Source organism: Marinobacter litoralis (assembly GCF_016427555.1).
Lineage (GTDB): Bacteria > Pseudomonadota > Gammaproteobacteria > Pseudomonadales > Oleiphilaceae > Marinobacter > Marinobacter litoralis_A.
The window spans coordinates 1,230,411-1,247,854 of sequence record NZ_JAELVS010000001.1 but is presented as its reverse complement, the minus strand read 5'-3'; the positions used below and the strand labels follow the sequence as shown (position 1 = coordinate 1,247,854).

20 protein-coding genes are annotated in these 17,444 nt (G+C 56.7%); 10 read left to right on the top strand and 10 right to left on the bottom strand.

The window, feature by feature from the left end; translation table 11 throughout:
- Nucleotides 1-23: 23 nt before the first annotated feature.
- From JAO79_RS05710 to JAO79_RS05700, 3 genes are all read right to left on the bottom strand, one after another.
- The gene (locus JAO79_RS05710) at nt 24-1,445 is read right to left on the bottom strand and encodes a DUF5666 domain-containing protein (protein WP_199006148.1); all 1,422 of its coding nucleotides are present in this window, start codon (nt 1,443-1,445) and stop codon (nt 24-26) included.
- Nucleotides 1,446-1,597: 152 nt separating this feature from the next.
- Entirely contained in the window at nt 1,598-1,942 is a 345-nt protein-coding gene (locus JAO79_RS05705) for a chaperone modulator CbpM (protein ID WP_199006147.1), read from the bottom strand.
- Between the two features lie 14 nt (nt 1,943-1,956).
- A complete protein-coding gene (locus JAO79_RS05700; RefSeq protein WP_199006146.1) occupies nt 1,957-2,916 on the bottom strand; it encodes a DnaJ C-terminal domain-containing protein in 960 nt (319 codons plus the stop codon).
- Nucleotides 2,917-3,171: 255 nt separating this feature from the next.
- Here JAO79_RS05700 and JAO79_RS05695 point away from each other — a divergent pair, with 255 nt between their 5' ends.
- The 8 genes from JAO79_RS05695 (at nt 3,172) to JAO79_RS05660 (ending at nt 10,911) form a co-directional block, all read left to right on the top strand.
- Complete coding sequence (locus JAO79_RS05695; RefSeq protein ID WP_227664333.1) at nt 3,172-3,945, top strand: SGNH/GDSL hydrolase family protein; 774 nt, start codon at nt 3,172-3,174, stop codon at nt 3,943-3,945.
- 69 nt (nt 3,946-4,014) lie between these two features.
- A complete protein-coding gene (locus JAO79_RS05690) occupies nt 4,015-5,037 on the top strand; it encodes a hypothetical protein (protein WP_199006145.1) in 1,023 nt (340 codons plus the stop codon).
- A gap of 165 nt (nt 5,038-5,202) precedes the next feature.
- Nucleotides 5,203-6,351, top strand: a complete 1,149-nt coding sequence (locus JAO79_RS05685) for an MFS transporter (RefSeq protein ID WP_227664440.1) — start codon at nt 5,203-5,205, stop codon at nt 6,349-6,351.
- A 98-nt stretch (nt 6,352-6,449) separates the two neighbouring features.
- Nucleotides 6,450-7,142: a DUF3348 family protein gene (locus JAO79_RS05680; RefSeq protein WP_227664332.1), complete on the top strand. Its 693-nt coding sequence runs from the start codon at nt 6,450-6,452 to the stop codon at nt 7,140-7,142.
- Complete coding sequence (locus tag JAO79_RS05675) at nt 7,139-9,130, top strand: DUF802 domain-containing protein (RefSeq protein ID WP_199006143.1); 1,992 nt, start codon at nt 7,139-7,141, stop codon at nt 9,128-9,130. The genes JAO79_RS05680 and JAO79_RS05675 overlap by 4 nt, the downstream gene beginning before the upstream one ends.
- On the top strand, nt 9,130-9,786 hold the full coding sequence (locus tag JAO79_RS05670) for an OmpA family protein (RefSeq protein WP_199006142.1): 657 nt from the start codon (nt 9,130-9,132) through the stop codon (nt 9,784-9,786). Before JAO79_RS05675 ends, JAO79_RS05670 begins: the two co-directional genes overlap by 1 nt.
- A complete protein-coding gene (locus JAO79_RS05665) occupies nt 9,786-10,412 on the top strand; it encodes a DUF2894 domain-containing protein (RefSeq protein ID WP_199006141.1) in 627 nt (208 codons plus the stop codon). The genes JAO79_RS05670 and JAO79_RS05665 overlap by 1 nt, the downstream gene beginning before the upstream one ends.
- 58 nt (nt 10,413-10,470) lie before the next feature.
- The gene (locus tag JAO79_RS05660; protein WP_199006140.1) at nt 10,471-10,911 is read left to right on the top strand and encodes a hemerythrin domain-containing protein; all 441 of its coding nucleotides are present in this window, start codon (nt 10,471-10,473) and stop codon (nt 10,909-10,911) included.
- A gap of 22 nt (nt 10,912-10,933) precedes the next feature.
- On the opposite strand, the gene JAO79_RS05655 is transcribed toward JAO79_RS05660, so the two are convergent.
- Entirely contained in the window at nt 10,934-11,668 is a 735-nt protein-coding gene (locus tag JAO79_RS05655) for a hypothetical protein (protein ID WP_199006139.1), read from the bottom strand.
- On the bottom strand, nt 11,665-12,156 hold the full coding sequence (locus JAO79_RS05650) for an RNA polymerase sigma factor (RefSeq protein WP_199006138.1): 492 nt from the start codon (nt 12,154-12,156) through the stop codon (nt 11,665-11,667). Before JAO79_RS05650 ends, JAO79_RS05655 begins: the two co-directional genes overlap by 4 nt.
- Before the next feature lie 127 nt (nt 12,157-12,283).
- On the opposite strand from JAO79_RS05650, the gene JAO79_RS05645 reads away from it, so the two are divergent.
- Nucleotides 12,284-13,651, top strand: coding sequence for a S8 family serine peptidase (locus tag JAO79_RS05645; RefSeq protein ID WP_199006137.1), 1,368 nt, complete (start codon nt 12,284-12,286; stop codon nt 13,649-13,651).
- Here the strand turns inward: JAO79_RS05645 and JAO79_RS05640 are convergent.
- The 5 genes from JAO79_RS05640 to JAO79_RS05620 form a co-directional block, all read right to left on the bottom strand.
- The gene (locus JAO79_RS05640) at nt 13,629-14,597 is read right to left on the bottom strand and encodes a surface lipoprotein assembly modifier (protein ID WP_199006136.1); all 969 of its coding nucleotides are present in this window, start codon (nt 14,595-14,597) and stop codon (nt 13,629-13,631) included. The two genes, JAO79_RS05645 and JAO79_RS05640, sit on opposite strands and share 23 nt — an antisense overlap.
- A 66-nt stretch (nt 14,598-14,663) precedes the next feature.
- Nucleotides 14,664-15,170 carry a hypothetical protein gene (locus JAO79_RS05635; protein WP_199006135.1) on the bottom strand — a complete coding sequence of 169 codons (507 nt, stop codon included), beginning with the start codon at nt 15,168-15,170 and terminating at the stop codon, nt 14,664-14,666.
- A 130-nt stretch (nt 15,171-15,300) separates the two neighbouring features.
- On the bottom strand, nt 15,301-15,717 hold the full coding sequence (locus JAO79_RS05630) for an MAPEG family protein (protein ID WP_199006134.1): 417 nt from the start codon (nt 15,715-15,717) through the stop codon (nt 15,301-15,303).
- Nucleotides 15,714-16,256, bottom strand: coding sequence for a peroxiredoxin-like family protein (locus JAO79_RS05625; protein ID WP_199006133.1), 543 nt, complete (start codon nt 16,254-16,256; stop codon nt 15,714-15,716). The genes JAO79_RS05630 and JAO79_RS05625 overlap by 4 nt, the downstream gene beginning before the upstream one ends.
- 129 nt (nt 16,257-16,385) lie before the next feature.
- Nucleotides 16,386-16,631: a Rho-binding antiterminator gene (locus JAO79_RS05620; protein WP_199006132.1), complete on the bottom strand. Its 246-nt coding sequence runs from the start codon at nt 16,629-16,631 to the stop codon at nt 16,386-16,388.
- Between the two features lie 219 nt (nt 16,632-16,850).
- On the opposite strand from JAO79_RS05620, the gene JAO79_RS05615 reads away from it, so the two are divergent.
- Nucleotides 16,851-17,441 (top strand): hypothetical protein, encoded by a 591-nt coding sequence (locus JAO79_RS05615; RefSeq protein ID WP_199006131.1) that lies wholly within the window; start codon nt 16,851-16,853, stop codon nt 17,439-17,441.
- Nucleotides 17,442-17,444: the final 3 nt, after the last annotated feature.

Sequence of the window (17,444 nt, the reverse complement as noted above, 5' to 3'; positions counted from 1 at the left end):
CAGCCCTTTCTCAACTCGAGAGATTAATTGCTCACATCGCTGGCCAGTACGAATTCACCGCCAGTGTTTTGGGTGTATTCAACTTCCACCTCGTCACCCACGCTTACACCAGCCGCACTATAGGCTCCGAACCGAATCTCGAGGTTCATGATGGTCAGAGAGGTTTCGCCCATCGCATCAACACGACCTTCGATTTCTGCAACGGTTTCGCCTTCGGCGTCTTCACGCTCGATGGCGAAAGCTTCCAGATAACCGCCATCGGTATCACGCTGGCGCCCTTCTACTTCCACATAATCGCCTACCTGAAGAGCGTTCAGATCGTCTTCTCGGCTTCTGCGCTCGTCTGATTCCGTCTCGATGAGCGTGGTGTCCGTCAGCCAGACTTTGACACCGCTTACGGTCAGGATTTCGTTCTCACGATCAAACTCCTGGATCTTGCCGCTCAGTTCGGCATCGCCTTCCTGACCTTCGATCTCCTCAGCAATCAGAACGCCGTTACGGAACTCGCCTTCTACCTTCACATAGGTACCGTCCTGAAGGGTGCTGCTGTCCATGTCGTCGAATTCAGTATCATCAGAGAGCTGCACCTGAACGCCGTTGAGCATAAAGGTGCCTGCCGATTCATCGAACGCGAAGATATCACCGGAGATTTCTACGTCGTCGTCATCCTCGAAAAGATCGTCTTCTTGTTCGATTTCCTTCGCCATGAGCAGGTCGCCGTTCAAGTAACCTTCGATTTCCACCGTCATGCCGTTTTCGAGATCGGCCAGATCAAAGTCGTCATCACCGCTGGCCAACTCGTAGTTCACGTTGTACCCGGCAATGGTGAACGTGCGGGCGGTGGCATCCAGGTCAGCCACGATACCTTCAAGCTCGGCTTCGTTCGTACCATCAAATTCCAACCCGATGACTTTCGCACCCACATAGCTGGCACGGAACTGCCCGTCAGCGGTACGCCAGCCACTCACTCGCACGCGATAGTTCGTTGGATTACCGGCCAGCTCTGCTGCGGTTGCGCCGCGAAATACCGTTTTAGCATCAAGCTCGACCGTCTGGCCCAGCAGAGTCAGGCTGCCTGTTTTATCGGTGCTGCTCCAGGTTGCCTCGGTGAGCGGGCCGCGGAGGGTGTCGTCGTAGGAAACCTCGCGGGCCTGACCTTCACCTTGGCCATTCCAGCTGCCACTAACCTTGACCACCATACCTTTCTGGAGCTGGTCTTCGCGCTCGAGACCATCGTTGCTGGTTACTGTGCCATCGGTTTTGAAGCGCGTACCGTTGACGTAAACACTGCCGAACCCGGTAACGGCCCCCACGCTACGACCATCGTTCCCTGAGCTTGCTGACGAACCACTGCCGGAACCCGAGCCGCCACACGCGATCAGCGAGCCTGCGACCGTACCCATCATGACCATCTTCACTGCTACGGAAAGACCATTACGCTTCATCTCAATTCCTCTCATGTTCGGGCCAATTCAATTATTGGGATTATTTTCCCAAAAAACATAAATGGGAAATTAATCCCAAAATTGGCAATTGTCCAGAAATTTCACATGAAGGTTTTGTGAGGAAAGGGGTAGAAGACAACCTACCCCCGGGCTTAATCACCCATCAGCTGGTGAACTCTTTGATTTAACCGGGCCACTTCCCGCCGCATTTCGTGAAGCTCATCGAGCAGGTCTAGGGAAACCGCCAACCCCGGCAGGTTGAGTTTCAAGTCTCGCTGCAGGCGCAGCGCTTTCTGAAGGCGATTAAGCGCGTCCGCATCAAACTGCCACTCGCGAGCCTCCGGAACATCCTCAACCGGCACTAAAATGCCGTAGGTCACCAGCTTGATGACAAACTCAGCATGGCAATTGCCCCGCTCGCACACTTCTTTGAGGGTAAAGGTGCGGCCTCCGTTGTCGATGATTTCCACGGTCAGGATCTGGGTTTTGTTGGTCATATCCTTGCCCCCGCCTACAGATGCAGTTTGCTACGTGGATTGAAGTTCTTTTCTAGCTCGGCCAGCTTCTCATAGAGCTCATTCGCCTCAGCGGAATGCTGTTCCGGCATGGCAACCTGCAGAATCACGATCTGGTCCCCCGGGTGCTTGCCGGGAAAACCCTTGCCTTTCAACCGCAGCTTGCGGCCACTGGTGGAGCCTTTGGGAACTTTTACGTTCACCTTCCCGCTGACGGTAGGCACGGTGACGGTTGCCCCCAGAGCGGCCTCCCAGGGGGCGATGGGCAATGTTACCAACACGTCGCCACCTTCAACGGTGAAGTGCGGATGCGGTGCCAGCTCTACCTCGAGAAACAGGTCCCCGGGCGCACCACCGCCTATTCCCGGCGCACCTTGCCCTTTAAGCCGTAAGTGCTGGCCATCGCGCATGCCGGCTGGAATTTTCACTTTCAGTGTTTTAGGGCGAGTTACCAGGCGGCCGTGATCATCTACCTCGCGCACCGTGAACGACACTTGCTTATCACAGCCAGTCAAAGCTTCTTCCAGAAACAGGGCCAGCCGGGCATGCACATCCTCGCCCCGCATTCTCATGCTCTGGTGAAAACCGCCACCCCCGAAGCCTCCACGCCGGCCACCGCCGAAGATTTCCTCAAAAAAATCACTGAACTGGCGAGCGTCGGCCTCGGTGTATCCTCCACCGCCAAAGCCCGAGGCACTCTGCCAGCCCGGTGGCGGCTGGAATGAGCCATCGGCGCGGGCACCGTACTTGCGCAACTGATCGTACTCGGCCCGTTTTTCAGGGTCTTTCAACACTTCATACGCTTCGCCCACATCTTTAAAACGGTCGCTCGCGTCGGCCTCTTTGCTGACATCCGGGTGGTGCTTCCGCGCCAGCTTACGGTAGGCCTTCTTGATCTCCTCGGGCGTGGCAGACTCACTCACACCGAGGACGGCGTAATAGTCTTTGAAATCCATGGCGCTCCTCGCATCTGACCAAAGAGGTTTCTCTGACTACCTATAATTGACGCTGAAGGAAAAAATACAAGCCAGTGCTGACCGCCACTTGAGACAGGTCAAGAACTGAGAGGTGGTTCACAATGACCGACTGATGGCCGGATCTGACAACTCCGAAGCCTCTTCTCCCATTCTGCAAACCAGCCCCCATGGACGATATTGAAAGGGCAGTACCCATAGACGGACCGTCTATCCCTTACACAAGGAGTTCAAACAATGACAATTAATGAACACCGTTCGTTCCTGCCCGATTTCCTGGGCAAAACCCTCAAGCCAGCCATGGCACTTGGCGCGGCCCTGCTGTTTACCGGTTGCAGTGAACTCGGCTATCTGCTCAGTAACGACAAGGTCACCGACGCCGACAACGACCAGGTGGTTTTCGTTGGTGATTCCATCTTTGCCCTCTCCGGTGAAATCCAGAATCAGCTGGAGGCCAAAGCCGGCGAAACCTTCCGGCGCTACACGGTCTCCGGTGCAGAGCTGTCCGGAGAGCTGATTGCCCCGTCCATTCCCAATCAGTTCCGGGAAGCAGTTACCGATAACCCGGATATCAAAACCATTGTGGGTGATGCCGGCGGGAATGACATTCTGATTCCTGCGATTGCCTTCAACTCCAACAACTGCAAGACACCCTGGTGGCGCTTCGGGCGCCTGAGCCAGCAATGCCGTGATTTCATCGATGATATCTATGTGGAAGGCGTCGATTTCCTGAACGAGATGGCGGAAGCCGGCGTTCAGAACGGCATTCTGACCGGCTACTACTACACCAAGAACGGCCTGTTCCGGCTGGACGACATGAAAGAGGCGGTGGACTACGGCAATGCCACACTGGCCCGGGCCTGCGAGAACTCGGTACTGGACTGCACATTTGTGGATCCGCGCTGGGTAATCAACGACCGCGACATCATCTTTGATGGTATCCACCCGGCGGATAGCGGTTCGAAAAAGATCGCTGATCTGATCTGGCCGAAACTGCAACCGCTTCTCTGAGCGCCCTAGTGTCCCGGCCGGAAAACGGCCGGGACCACATTCTGCAAGACCACTGGCAGGACCGCTGCAATGAAACCACTCAACTCCTTATTGGCGCTCGGTGCCATGGCCTTACTGGTTGCCGGCGGTGTTCATTACTGGCCCGAGTCATCAAAGACAACGGCCAGTCAGGTACACGACAGCTCCGCGCCTTCACATGCAGCCGCGACGCCCACCGCCGAGCCAACCCAAAGCGGTGACCAACGCGTTGTCGAACTAGCCGTTAAATACCTGGAGCTTTATGGCGACACCATCACCGAGCCGGCCACCCAGGCACGTCTGTATAACGAACGCCGAAACCTGTTGGCGCGTTACCCGGATTCCGGTAACGAACTTTTCCAGTCCGCCATCACCACGGCCTTTCCAGAACTGGCCGACAGCATTTTCGCGTTAATGGCCAAGCTGGACCTGTACAACCGGTGGCTCGACAATCACGAGCTTCGTTTACAGGGGTTGCCGGACATGGAACGCTACGCCGAACTCTGGCAGCAACGGGAAGCGATTTTCGGCCCCCTGGCAAGCCAGATCTGGGCTGAGGAGCAGAACCCGGTGGAAGCCAAATCGGACCAGTTCCAGCAGACTCTGGCGCGGCTGGACCAGGCCAACCAGATGCCACTGCCCGAACTGGCTCACCAGCTAAAGACCACCGCAGACGAACTCTATGGTGCCGATCTGGCCCGGCAACTGGCGGGTTCCGGTGCGACCGGCCATGCCCTGTTTGCCATGGACAGCGTGCAACAGCAGCTTGCCAGCCTGCCTGCAGACAAGCGCCAGCAAACTATCAACGATCTGCGCCGCCAGATAGGCTACTCCGAAGAAGCCGTTCGCCAGTTGGCCGAGGAAGACCAGCGCCGGGAGGAAAAATGGCAGAAAGGCAAAGCTTACATGGCCGAAAGACGCGCCTTGCAGAACCGCCTGAACGGCGACCAACTGGAGGCCGCGTTAACGGATCTTCGCCAGGAGCATTTCGGGTTTTCTGCCCCGACCATCGAGCGGGAGGAAGAAGAGGGATTTTTCCGGTTTGAACGTGAACGTCGCTACGGCTTGAATTAGCAAGCTAATATCCATCCTCATAATCGCTTATAGCCGTTAGAGCACCCAACCCTGACAATGGCGGGCTTTCTCTTCCCTGATTGGATCAAGGAGATCAGATTGAGCGCCGCCAACCACAATTCCGAGTCCCGCCTTCCGACCTGGCTGATCGTCTTTGCGCTGGCGATGGGCGGCTTTGGTATCGGTACCGGTGAATTCGCCATTATGGGATTGATGCCCAATGTCGCTCAGGATCTCGGCGTTTCTGAGCCGCAGGTAGGCCACCTTATCTCCACCTATGCGCTGAGCGTAGTGGTCGGTGCGCCCATTCTGGCCATTCTCGGCGCGCAACTGTTCCGGCGGCAGCTGCTCATTCTACTGATGTCCTTCTACGCGCTGGGCAACCTGGCCAGTGCACTGGCCAGCAATTACGAATCCCTGCTGGTTTTCCGGTTTATCGCCGGACTGCCCCATGGCGCCTACTTCGGTGTCGCTGCGCTGGTGGCAGCCTCGCTGGTACCAGTACACAAGCGGGCCAAGGCGGTGAGCCAGATCATGATGGGGCTGACCCTGGCACTGCTGATCGGCAACCCCCTGGCCACGGTGATGGGGCAATCCATGGACTGGCGCTATGCGTTCGGCTTCGTTGGCGCCATTTCCCTGTTAACAGTCGTGCTGGTCGCCTTATTGCTGCCGAGAGATCCGAGCGAGCAACGTCACAGCGCTCTGAGCGAACTTCGAGCCTTCAACAAACCAGACATCTGGCTTGCACTGGCCATTGGCTCCATCGGATTCGCTGGCATGTTCACCGTGTTCAGCTACCTGGCTCCCACCTTGCTGCAGGTCACACGGGTTGATGAAGGCTGGATTCCCGTTGCCCTGGTGGTGTTCGGGCTGGGCGGTTTTGTTGGCAATCTTCTCGGGGGCTGGCTGTTTGATCGCCTGCAATTTCGCGCCGTAGGCGTGGTGCTGATTTTCAGTGCCGTTATCCTAAGTGTGTTTCCATCAACCACGAGCTACCTACCCGCATTATTGACCGCCTGTTTCCTAACTGCGTTGATGGTTGCGCTGGGGCCGGCACTGCAGACTCATCTGATGGATGTGGCCGCTGGCGCTCAAACACTGGCGGCCGCCTCTCATCACGCTGCCTTTAATCTGGCCAATGCTCTGGGCCCTTGGCTGGGAGGGCTGGCTATCACCGCAGGATTTGGCTGGCAATCCACCGGATACGTCGGCGCTGCCACGGCGCTGGCCGGGTTATGTATTTTCCTGATAGCGTGGCGGCGGTCGACGCCGGAGTCCAGAGCCGAACCACAAGCCGATGCGGCGGTTTAGGTAACCATTATGATTCGGCCCGGTTAGGCAGTAGAATAGCGAACTTTAATAAATATTCGTTCGTTATTCTTCCAATACCCTGACCCGGTGCGCCGCCTATGGATCCAATGGCCTCTGTACAATCCGGCAGTGCTCATGCCCGGCTGTTGCAGCTTCTGGCCACCGGCGATGCACCTCGAAAACCTCACAACCTGCCCTGCTTCGCCGAGCGACTAAGCCGTTTATTCGGGCTTGGAGATACCATGTCATTGGATGCGGCGACCGCGTTTCGAAGCCGCCAGCCCGGCATGAATCAGGAGGCGGTTTTCGAGCAACTGACTAAAGAGTTGAGCAACATCCGGCGGGCATTGCGGCGCAAAATCGGACGCTACGGTGAGGAAGTCGAAGCCGGCGATAGTGTCACAGCCGAAACCTACCTGAATGCCTGGCTGGTGCTGCAGCGCAAGGTGGCGGCCTCCAGCCGCCAACTCCGGGACAAAGTGCGCAAGGCGATGAAAGATCATAATCAGGACCTTGCTCGTCTGGCGGAACTGGATTCGGTTTTCGACCACACCATGGCCAGCTACACCAGCCAGTGTTTTTCTCATATTTCCAAGGTTCTGGAACAGCGATTCCACAGCCTGCAACCCTCCTCTGATTCACCCCCTGAAACCGGCCACACGCCGGATGACTGGCTCCACCGTTACTGCGAAGACTCGCAGAATCTTTTACTCGCTGAACTGGATGTTCGGCTGGAGCCGGTGTTGGGGCTGCTAGAGGCCTGCCACAACGAGGTAAATCACTCTCCATGAGCAGACTTTTCTTTTTTCTCGCGTTTGTTACAGGTTTGGCGGTAACCGGCTGGATTGGCCAGCGTTTCATCTATTCCGACCTGTTGGCGCTGTCTGTCACTATGATCATTGCCGTGGTGTATACGCTGGGCTTTGTAGAGTTGATGGGCTTTCGCAGCACCACCCGAAAACTGGCCGATAAACTGACGACAACTCCGGAAAACCGCGAGCAACTGTCGGGGTGGCTAGCCGGCCTGCCGGAGCAAGTACAGTTTGCGGTGCAGCGGCGCATTGACGGTCATCTTGCGGCCCTGCCCAGCCCGCAATTTACCCCTTATCTGGTTGGCCTGCTGGTGATGCTCGGTTTGCTGGGCACCTTTGCCGGCATGATCGTGACGTTGAGCGGTGCCGCGTCGGCCCTGGATGGCAGCACCGAGCTGAGCGCCATTCGCAGCGCCTTGGCCGCGCCCATTGCCGGGCTCAGCCTGGCCTTTGGCACCTCCATTGCCGGTGTGGCAGCTTCCGCCATGCTGGGACTGGCCTCTACCCTGAGCCGGCGTGAACGGTTACAGGTTTCCCGCCAACTGGACAACACCCTGCGCCAGCGCTTGCACCATCTGTCCGCAGACTACCAGCGCCAACAAGCATTCACAGCGCTGGAGTCGCAAGCCGACGCCCTGCCGCAAATGGCATCAGCCATGGAAAGCATGACCGCCCGTATGGAGCAACTGGGCCAGCAACTGGAACAATCCCTGATCCAAAACCAGCATGACTTCCACAGTACAGTGGGCGATCACTATCAGTCCCTGGCCGCTTCTGTGGCGGAATCGCTCAAGAACGCACTGGAATCCAGCACACGCCTGACCGCGGATCGGATTGAACCGATTGTTACCGGGGCCATGACCGAGCTACAAGCCAGCGCAGGTAAGCTTCATGAACACTGGGCGGCGACCACCCAGCAACAACTGGCCGAGCTGACCGACACCTTCCAGAAAACCACCCGTGAGGCCAGCGAACACTGGCAGCAGAATCTTCAGGCGCAGCAGCAGGCCTCCGCTGAACATCAGCAAGCCTTGCAACAGAGCTCGGAGCAAGCTCAGAAGCAGCTGTTCGAGCAGGTTCAAAGTGCCACAGAACAAACTGCCCAGCATTGGCAAACCGGTGTTGCACAACAACAGCAAACCGCCGAAAAGCTGGTGACCGATCTGCAGAACACTCTGCAGGACTACCAAACTCAGTTCCGAAACGAGACCGCCGGGATTGCAAGCCAACAGCAGCAAGGTTTGGATGCACTGATTACCCGTATCAGCGAGCAGCTTACAACGCTGCATGCACAAGAAGTGGCCCGCGGCGAAACCGCGCACAACCAGTTGGCTGACTTGGAAGCCTCGGTGACCAAACACCTGACCGAGCTCGGCGCGGGGCTGGAAGCGCCCATGACTCGCCTGATTGAGACCGCTTCAGAAACCCCGAAAGCGGCGGCGCAGGTGATTTCTCAGCTGCAATCCGAGATGGCCCGCAATAGCGAACGGGAAAACCAGTTACTGGAAGAACGCCAGCGCCTGGTGCAAGAGCTGGACAGCTTGCTGGAATCCCAGCGCAGCAACGCCGACAGCCAACGCCAGGCGGTGGATTCTTTGATCAGCGGTGCTGGCGAGACTCTGACCGGCATCAGCGAGCGTTTCAATGTACTCATTCAGGAGCAAAGCCAGCAGCTCGGCAAACTGGGCGAGGACTTGAGCGGCAGCAGCCAGGAAGTGGGTGCGCTCAGCGAGGCCTTCCTCAAGGCCGTGGAATTGTTCAGCGCGTCCAATGCGCAACTCCAGGACAACCTCAACAACATCCAGAAAGCGCTGGACACCGCCAGCAACCGCCACGACGAGCAGCTAGCCTACTACGTGGCCCAGGCCCGTGAAGTCATCGACCTGTCGGTCAGCTCCCAGAAAGATGTTATTGATGCCGCCGCGGCACTGCGGCGCGGTGAGCTTGAGACCAGCGGGGTGGACTGATGGAACATCTGGAGGACAGCGAACAGCAGTCCACGCCGATCTGGGCGATTTTCTCCGACTTAATGGCCGCGTTGGTCGGCATTCTGGTGCTGATACTGGTGTGGGTGATCGGGGTACAGCTGGAACTCAGCCAGTCTTTGGCGGAAGAAAAAGCCAAACGCGAAGCCGAAGAAGAGCGCCGTATTGCGCTGGAACAAGCATTGGAAGACCCACTGACCAAAGGCCTGGTGACCTTCAGCAATGGCCGCATTGGCATCAGCGGTAACGTACTGTTTGAGCTGAATTCGGCTCAGTTACAGGCCGATGGGGTCGAGGTGCTGGAATCGCTGGTTACGCCGCTGAAGACCTACCTGACTCAACACGATGAATTGTTGATGGTCAGCGGTTTTACCGATGACTTGCCGATGCATCGGAGCAGCCGGTATCAGGACAACTGGGGACTGTCGGCGCAGCGTGCGCTCACCGTAACGCGCACGCTGATGGAACTGGGCCTGCCGAACGACCGGGTCTTCGCCGCGGCTTTTGGCGCACACCACCCCGCAGTACCCAATGTGGATGCCGAATCCCGCGCTCAGAACCGACGGGTGGAGATCAGTACCGTGCCGCGCGCCTCAAACAGCACCGCAGCCGACCCCCAATCGGATACCGAAAGCTGATGGCTAATCTGGCTGAATCGTCTCTGCTTGCTCCGTTGCAGGCGGCCGGCGCGGACCAAGTTGATCCGGTGCGCTTTCACTACCTGGCAACGCTCGAACAGCGCCTGCGGGCGAAAGGGCTGGAGGGCTCCGCGCATTGGCGCAAACTGGAGCGGGCGGTCGCCGAATTACGAACCACAGAGGATGAACATGGTGAGCAACCTTCTGCGGCCGAGCCCCCGCGTCGCTCTCCCCTGCTCGAGTTGATCGACAAACTCAATCAAGCTCCAGCAAGCGTTCCGGCACAAGCGCCCCGCTCCGCAATCGAGCAACTGATTTTCGGGGCAACAGAAGAGGAAGAACTTACCGGTTCACAAACCACACCAAACAGCCCTCAACCCTTGAAAGCCATGGCCCGAGCATCGGCTGACCAGGGTGTTCAAGCCCTTCAAGACCGCATTCAGCATGCCATCGAAGATATTCCCGAAGATGCCGGCCCGATGAACGCCCACCGGCTGGTCAGCCGGGCCATTGCCGAGATGCAGCGTCTGTCACCGGCGTATCTCGACCGGATGGTGAAGTACACCGACACGCTGATGGCGCTCGAGAAGCTGGGGCGCAAAATCGAGATTACCAAGTCGAAATAAAACCCGTTCAAATGTGTTCTACACTATCTCGGTGTTCAAGCCGATAAGGAGAGCCATAGTGAACGTGTTCGAAGCCTTGAGACAGGATCACGACGTACAACGGGAACTGCTGGATCAACTGGCCGATACCTCTGGCGATGAGCAAGTCCGCCGCCAGGGCTTTGCGAAGCTAAAAACCGAGCTGACCGAACACGCGGCGGCTGAAGAAAAGCATTTCTACGCCCACCTGATGCAACACGAACAAACCCAGGACAAAGCCCGCCACAGCGTTGCCGAGCATCACGACATTGATGAATGCATCGAGCAGCTTGAACAAACCGATTATTCCAGCCCTCAATGGCTCCAGCTATTCAAGGAGCTGCAACACCTTGTCAGCCATCACCTGGAGGAGGAAGAACAGGAAGTGTTCCAGATGGGCGGCAAGGTACTGACCGATCAACAGAAAACGGATCTGGGCAGCCAGTACCGCAACGAGATGGAGCAGCGCAGAAACGCTTAAGCGCGTTTGCCACCGTCAAGCTTCAGTGGTTTGGCGACCACTGAAGCTCGATCAGGCGCCGTTCATCTTCAGGTGCCACTATGGGGCCTGCGATCATCTTATCCAGGGTGGCATCCAGCGCCGAGCCGCCACTGGCTGTTTGATAGCGATCCTCGGCAACCTCACCCGCCACTTCAAAACGCACAGCCAGATCCCATGCCCGGGCCTCGTCACCACTCAGGCAGGCAATATTTTCAGAACGGCTGGTATCGCCTTGTACCCGAAACTGTCGGCAGTATTCACCGTCGTGATTCACGAACGTCAGCCGCGGTGTCAGCTGTTCTCCGCTAGCCAAGGTGTAGTTGGTACCGCTGGGCGTCGATTCCAGCACCTGCGCCACCTCCTGCCAGGACGCATCCGCATCCATCGTAGGCAGCGACAGCCACTGGGCCAAGGCAAAGCCACCAACCAAAGCGGCAGCGATGGCCTTCCCGGTATGAGCGCGAAGCCGTTCCCGTAAAGGAAAACGAATCACATTGTTCAGAGGTTGTTCGGGCTCGTTCTTGGCCATACCCAACATCTGCGTGATCGCCTCGGGCAATGGCCGGTGGTCTATTTCCCCGTAATGGGCCTGCAGAGTCTGATCGACCAGCGACAGTTCACTCAGACGCGCAGCCAGCGCAGGCTCTACTGCTAGACGATCACGAATCTGCTGCATTTCCTCGGCGAGCAATTCGCCATCGAGAAAAGCCGAGAGTTTTTCATCCACGTTGGTCATTGCTTGATCCTCGTTGTCTCAGGCGCCAGCGCCTCACTCAATGCGCCGCGCGCACGAGCCAGCCGGCTCATTACCGTACCTTTGGGCACCGACAAAATCTCTGCGACAGCCTGATAAGACAGTCCCTGAATCGCCACCAGCGATATGATCTGGCGCTGGTCTTCCGGGAGACGGCTCATTGCCTGGTCCACGCGGTTAACCTCCATTTCGTTGGCTACTTGCTTATCGCCATCAAAAATCTGGCCGTCACTGAGCTCCGGGTGTTCTGCCGCATCACGACGAACCTTGCGAGCCCGGCACTCGTCAATCCACACGTTGCGGCACACCCGAAATGCCCACGGGGTAATGTCTGCGTCTTCAGGCCGCGGCCGGCTCAACAACCGTTCAACCGTGTTTTGAAGCAGATCGTCCGCATCAGCCGCGGACCCGGTCAGTGAGTAGGAGAACCGCCTCAAGCTCGGCAATAGTTCCGTGATTTCCTGTCGCATGGCGCCCTTTGTCGATATGTGTTACCTGTACAACGGGTCACAGCGGGATTTATTCCCTCTGATTGGGAATTATTTTTCGGTCCAGCCGTTGTTCTGTTAGAAACTCCTCTTTACCTGGGTCTACACGATGATGAAGCGACCAACGTTCCACTGGCTGATGGTGCCGGCCTTACTGATTGCGCCCGGGTTGGCACAAAGTGTCGGCCCCAGCGGTCTTATTGACGGGCGAATTGACAGCATTTCCGAACAGGTCGAACGGCGCGCCGAAGCATTGGTGGAGCGCAAAGTGGCGGAGCGGACTCGCGAGCGTATGGTCAACGCCGACGAGCTACCGGAGCAACTGCAAGGGCAACTGTCGGAGCTGTTGCCTGTCCGTACCCGCAATGGCGAAACTGCCTTCTACGAGGCACTCCAACGCGATGGTTCCCGAGCTGTGGCCAGGCAATGGCTTATCACAGCCACCGCCGATGAACTGGTTCAGCTCCGCCGCCCCGGCGTGACGATTCTGGAGCAACGAGAGCTTGAAGGCTTGGGGCTGACCGTGGTGCGTTTTCAGGTGCGCCCGGACATTGACTCCCGTGCCGCGCTGGAAAAACTGTTACCCGAACTGTCAGAACGACTCGACCGCAACCACATCTACAGCCCGCAAAGCCGGGCTGCTGGTGCAGTGCCCAACGGGCCCCAACAGCCGATCGCCAGCCTGTGCTCGGACCCCGTTCGGGTCGGCATGGTGGATACGCTGATTAGCGATGAACATTCAGCGTTTGATCAGGCGAGCATCATTCAGAAACCGTTCTTAACGATGGCAAACCAACCCGGTGAACTGACAGCACCTCGTGCCCACGGCACCGCTGTTGCCAGCGTGCTAATGGGCCAGCTTGGTGCTCAATCCCGAGCCCGACTGCCGCACGCCACCTTGTTCAATGCATCGGTGTTCTACGAGGGCTCCGGGGCGACTTCGGGGGCAACGCTCGCTCATTTGCTGGAAGGATTAAACTGGCTGGCAGAGCAAAAGACTTCGGTCATCAATATCAGCCTGACCGGCCCGGATAACCGGATTCTGGCCGCTGCCATCAAAAGCCTGCAAAAACAGGGGCCGATACTGGTCGCCGCTGTGGGCAACGAGGGCCCCGCTGCACCGCCGCTGTATCCCGCTGCTTATGAGGGGGTGATCGGGGTGACGGCGGTGGATAACGCAGGCGCGCTATACCGGTGGGCAAACCGGGGAAACCACGTGGCATTTGCCGCGCGCGGTGTGGACGTGCCGGTGGCTCACACTAACGGCGGCTTGGTACGCGACAGCGGCACCTCGTTGGCGGCCCCGGTGGTCGCTGCCCTGCTTGCGTGTTCGTTGCCGCGTATGAGCAAAGAGCAGGCGATTCAGGCACTGATTGACCACGCTGAAGATCTGGGAGACAAAGGCCGCGACCCGGGTTTTGGCCACGGCTTTCTCGACGATCAATCTGAGCGTTTCAGAAATCCGCCCGCAGAGTAACGCCCGCCACGGTTTTGTCGTAATCCGCCGAGTCTACGTTTGAGGTGTAGTGGCCGTAAGATACTTTCGGTTCAAGGCTCAGTACCTCGTTCAGCCCGATCCGCCAGCCGGCTTCCACGATCCAGGCCTGGTCTGCGCGTTGTTCTGAAGTGCGCTCCTGCAAATCTGAAGTAAACGGGTTCTGCAATAGCGGCGCATCCGGTTCGATCACCACCTCGTCGTATTCGCGATCTTCGTAACGCCACTTCAGCTGCAGGCGATTGTCCTGCTCCGCCAGCTGAAACCTGTGCACCCAGCTGACCCGCACGCGAACGAGCCGATTGTCATAGGCATCGGCCTGCGCATCTTCGCGATCACCGTCTATACCGAACAGCAGGTGACTGCGCGCGTCATTAAAGAAGAAAAACGCATCCAGGCTGGCACCTTTGATATCGGCGTCCCGGGCGTCGCCTTCCTCAAAATCTTTGGTTTTGTCCTGAAGGCTCACCATGACATAGGTGCTGTCGCCCAGCAGACTGCCAAGGTAGACGCTGGTTCTCGTAAAATCCAAAAACGGATCAGAGTCCAGAGTCGCGTGGGAATAGTGGTAGCTGGCACCCACCGTGACCGGATCAAAATCGTAACTCAGATCCGCAGAGGCCAGATGAATGTTTTGATCAAACTCATCGTAGGTTTGGTAGCGGCTACCAGACACCGAATAATCCAGTGTCAGGTTCAGAGCGTTTGTGGGTTTCAAGATCGCTTCCAGCCCGGCATCGAAGACCCAGGCTTCGTCGCTGTTATCGGAGGAGCGGTTCAGTTCGTCAACCGTCAGGTTGTTGTCGTGCTCCATGCCCGCAGCCAAATGACCGTTCAGTTCGGCGCGCTCTGAAGCCCACAGTGCCGGCGTAACCAACGCCATCACAGCCACAAGCGGCAACTTAGGAAAACGTTGTGTCAAATGCATGAAAGGTATCTCCTGACCAGAAGAAAGCCGAGCCTTTACAGGCTCGGCTATCATCAAACGGCGTGGTTAAAGTACTCCACCACCGGTAGAGCCTTTGACAGCGCCTTTTACGGAGTTCCGAACTTCACCTTTCACGGAATCCGATACCGAGGTACCAATTTGCTGATTGGTTTCTACGCGGACTTCCGAGCTGCGAGTCTTGTTCACACGATCTTTTACCGCGGCGCGTTTTTCAGCAGCCTTGTTGGCGGCCGCATCGGCAGTGGCATTCGCTTTGCCGCGGACTTTCTGGCCCGCTTCGACACCGGCGCTCACCGCTGCGTTGGTTTTCTGGCGAGCTTCGTTGCTGGCCGCCCGCCCTTGTTCAGAAGCTTCACGGCGCGCTGCCTCACCGTCTACATTACCCTGAGCAGATGCTGAGCCACTGCCTTGGGCCGAGACACCGTCGTTGCCGTTGGCACTGGCGCTCATGTTGGCATCGGCTTGAACATTGGCCGATGCGGCGCCTTCAGCGGCAAATGCGCCGGTTGAAAGAATGGAACAAATCGCAAAAGTCAAAACGTGCTTTTTCATAGTTTCGTCCTCCTTCTGATGGACCCTTATGGGCAGTTTTCATCAGGAAGACGACTGGGCCGAAACTTTATTCCAAAAAAAATCCAAAAAAATTGAAATCCGGCATTTCGGCTCAGGAATCGTCTACTAATCAGAGCAGTGGAAACATCACAGAACCCCACAACCCGCACAAGCAAACCAGGCTCAACACGAAAACGAAAAACCGGTAGTTCACGTTGTTGTTGGTCAGGTGGATGACGGAATGTACCACCCGGGCCGCCACAAATGCCCAGGCGAAAATCAACGTAATCATGGCGGTGTTGCCGGTAACCAAACCGAAAATGATGCCAATATAAAACAGCGGCGGCACTTCAAAGTGGTTCTGCACATGGCGGGCCATCAAGTGCAGATAATCCGGCTGCGTGCCTTCGTTGTAGGTGCGGTAGTAGCTCAACCGGACTTTCCGCGCCCTAACGGCAAAGAACCTCAGAGTGCCCAGCCTGAAGATGCAGGTCATGGTCAACACGAACATCGCAAAAGCGGGGTATAAAATGGCTGTCGAACTCATGCGCTCACCTGCTCGGTCTTGGCGTGCTGGATCACCTCGTTCAGTGTCCACTGGTCATCCGCGTGGTTGCCGTATTTCAGAGCGACAATTTTCCCGCTTTCATCAATCAGGAAATCTGCTGGCAGCCCCAGCTCCGCTTCCAGGCTTTCCGGTTTTTTCATGCCGAACTTGCGTACGCCGTTCAGTGCTCCTCTCATCATTTTGAAATTGAGAATCGCTTTCCATGAGCTTTCCACGCCAAACGCTCGGTACAGCTGTCTGGAAGGATCCGCAATCAGATCAAAAGGCACATCAATCACATCTTTTAGCATGCGCTCTTGGCTGGCATGAAAGACGACCACCTCGTGGATGTTGTTTTCCTGCAGCTGTGCGGAATTTTTGAAGAAAGACTGCAAATGGAGATTACAAATCGGGCAACCCGCAAAGCGTCTGAACTGCAGATGAACTAGTTTGCCGGGCTGGGGAACCTGTACCGGCTGATTTTTGATGTTTCTCAAATCGGCCAATGCGACCGTATCGCCTATAACTTTACATTTCACTCGATCTCTCCGGTGATTATTTATTTGTTAGAGGGTTATTCATTGACGCGGCTATTTACCAGAAGGTTCCGAAAGGGAGTTATAGTGCATTTGGTGGGTGAAGCGTCATGCCCCAAGCATACGCCCAAACTAGACAAAAGAAACGCTCTGAAAATGCGGGTTATCCACACGCGCTTCGAGCGATGCGATGGTATCGGTTGCGACCAAGCTGACAACGCCATTTGCGTCGAACTTGATGCATTCGTTTCGACTCTCATCAAACGCGGTATCAAGCCCGACACCTTCGATCACCGCACCTGACTTCAGCGTGAGTTTTATCGGGTACCGGTACATGCACGCTATTTCTATGTAGTCGTGCTGATCACACGTAATCATGCTGCAGGCTCCAATCACGTTTAATCAATTTGTTGGCGCACACAATCAAATTAAAGCACGTGTGCAGCGCTAGTATTCGCCGGTGTACTCATGGGAGCACTCAGCAGATCAGATAATTATACGATGAGAAGCGGTATTCCGTTTCTGCCGATTCCGTTATAAGGTAAAACTTTCCCTATAAATCCCTCGCACACTGCGGCCAGCCAAAGAGCACGAGGCATGACAAGGCAAGTTCCAACACAATGCGTACGCTTCAGGGGCTCAGGCTACATCCTGCTTGGCGTAGATCAGACTCTTTTCTCACCCTGGGATCACGGTATTCACCCCGAAAATACAGATTCTTCGAACTGGGCGGGGTTTGTCGCGCATTTTGATATCCCAGATGAACAGCTGTATCTCGATTACCTAAACGTCAGCCACACGCCCCCCGCCAGAAAGCGCTTGCAACGGTCACTTTCCAATACTCGCGACCAATTGGGTGCAACGCTGGATGAGCTCATTGGCGACTACAGCTTGCCCTCGCTCAATGGCGTGGAAGCCACCGATGCCGGCATGGGATATTGGCACTACGAGGATGTCCAGCTCGCGCTTAACTACACCGGTGCGCTGACCCTATGCCCGGAGCCTGGCCAACACGAGCAAGATTATCTGGAGCTGGTCTTTGAAAAAGGGTGCCTTATTACATGCAAAACCATCTCGCCCCCTCTCTCTGATGACGCTTCCAGAATAATGACAGAGGGCTTTTCGCGGGAGTTCGACTGGAACAATCTGGACAACGATCCCGAAATTGATCCGCCACAACAGCCCTGAGTA

What these genes read in the sequence shown, in the direction of transcription:
- JAO79_RS05710 (WP_199006148.1), bottom strand. Translation starts at nt 1,445, where the DNA reads ATGAAGCGTAATGGTCTTTCCGTAGCAGTGAAGATGGTCATGATGGGT.
- JAO79_RS05705 (WP_199006147.1), bottom strand. Translation starts at nt 1,942, where the DNA reads ATGACCAACAAAACCCAGATCCTGACCGTGGAAATCATCGACAACGGA.
- JAO79_RS05700 (WP_199006146.1), bottom strand. Translation starts at nt 2,916, where the DNA reads ATGGATTTCAAAGACTATTACGCCGTCCTCGGTGTGAGTGAGTCTGCC.
- JAO79_RS05695 (WP_227664333.1), top strand. Translation starts at nt 3,172, where the DNA reads ATGACAATTAATGAACACCGTTCGTTCCTGCCCGATTTCCTGGGCAAA.
- JAO79_RS05690 (WP_199006145.1), top strand. Translation starts at nt 4,015, where the DNA reads ATGAAACCACTCAACTCCTTATTGGCGCTCGGTGCCATGGCCTTACTG.
- JAO79_RS05685 (WP_227664440.1), top strand. Translation starts at nt 5,203, where the DNA reads ATGGGCGGCTTTGGTATCGGTACCGGTGAATTCGCCATTATGGGATTG.
- JAO79_RS05680 (WP_227664332.1), top strand. Translation starts at nt 6,450, where the DNA reads ATGGATCCAATGGCCTCTGTACAATCCGGCAGTGCTCATGCCCGGCTG.
- JAO79_RS05675 (WP_199006143.1), top strand. Translation starts at nt 7,139, where the DNA reads ATGAGCAGACTTTTCTTTTTTCTCGCGTTTGTTACAGGTTTGGCGGTA.
- JAO79_RS05670 (WP_199006142.1), top strand. Translation starts at nt 9,130, where the DNA reads ATGGAACATCTGGAGGACAGCGAACAGCAGTCCACGCCGATCTGGGCG.
- JAO79_RS05665 (WP_199006141.1), top strand. Translation starts at nt 9,786, where the DNA reads ATGGCTAATCTGGCTGAATCGTCTCTGCTTGCTCCGTTGCAGGCGGCC.
- JAO79_RS05655 (WP_199006139.1), bottom strand. Translation starts at nt 11,668, where the DNA reads ATGACCAACGTGGATGAAAAACTCTCGGCTTTTCTCGATGGCGAATTG.
- JAO79_RS05650 (WP_199006138.1), bottom strand. Translation starts at nt 12,156, where the DNA reads ATGCGACAGGAAATCACGGAACTATTGCCGAGCTTGAGGCGGTTCTCC.
- JAO79_RS05645 (WP_199006137.1), top strand. Translation starts at nt 12,284, where the DNA reads ATGATGAAGCGACCAACGTTCCACTGGCTGATGGTGCCGGCCTTACTG.
- JAO79_RS05640 (WP_199006136.1), bottom strand. Translation starts at nt 14,597, where the DNA reads ATGCATTTGACACAACGTTTTCCTAAGTTGCCGCTTGTGGCTGTGATG.
- JAO79_RS05635 (WP_199006135.1), bottom strand. Translation starts at nt 15,170, where the DNA reads ATGAAAAAGCACGTTTTGACTTTTGCGATTTGTTCCATTCTTTCAACC.
- JAO79_RS05630 (WP_199006134.1), bottom strand. Translation starts at nt 15,717, where the DNA reads ATGAGTTCGACAGCCATTTTATACCCCGCTTTTGCGATGTTCGTGTTG.
- JAO79_RS05620 (WP_199006132.1), bottom strand. Translation starts at nt 16,631, where the DNA reads ATGATTACGTGTGATCAGCACGACTACATAGAAATAGCGTGCATGTAC.
- JAO79_RS05615 (WP_199006131.1), top strand. Translation starts at nt 16,851, where the DNA reads ATGACAAGGCAAGTTCCAACACAATGCGTACGCTTCAGGGGCTCAGGC.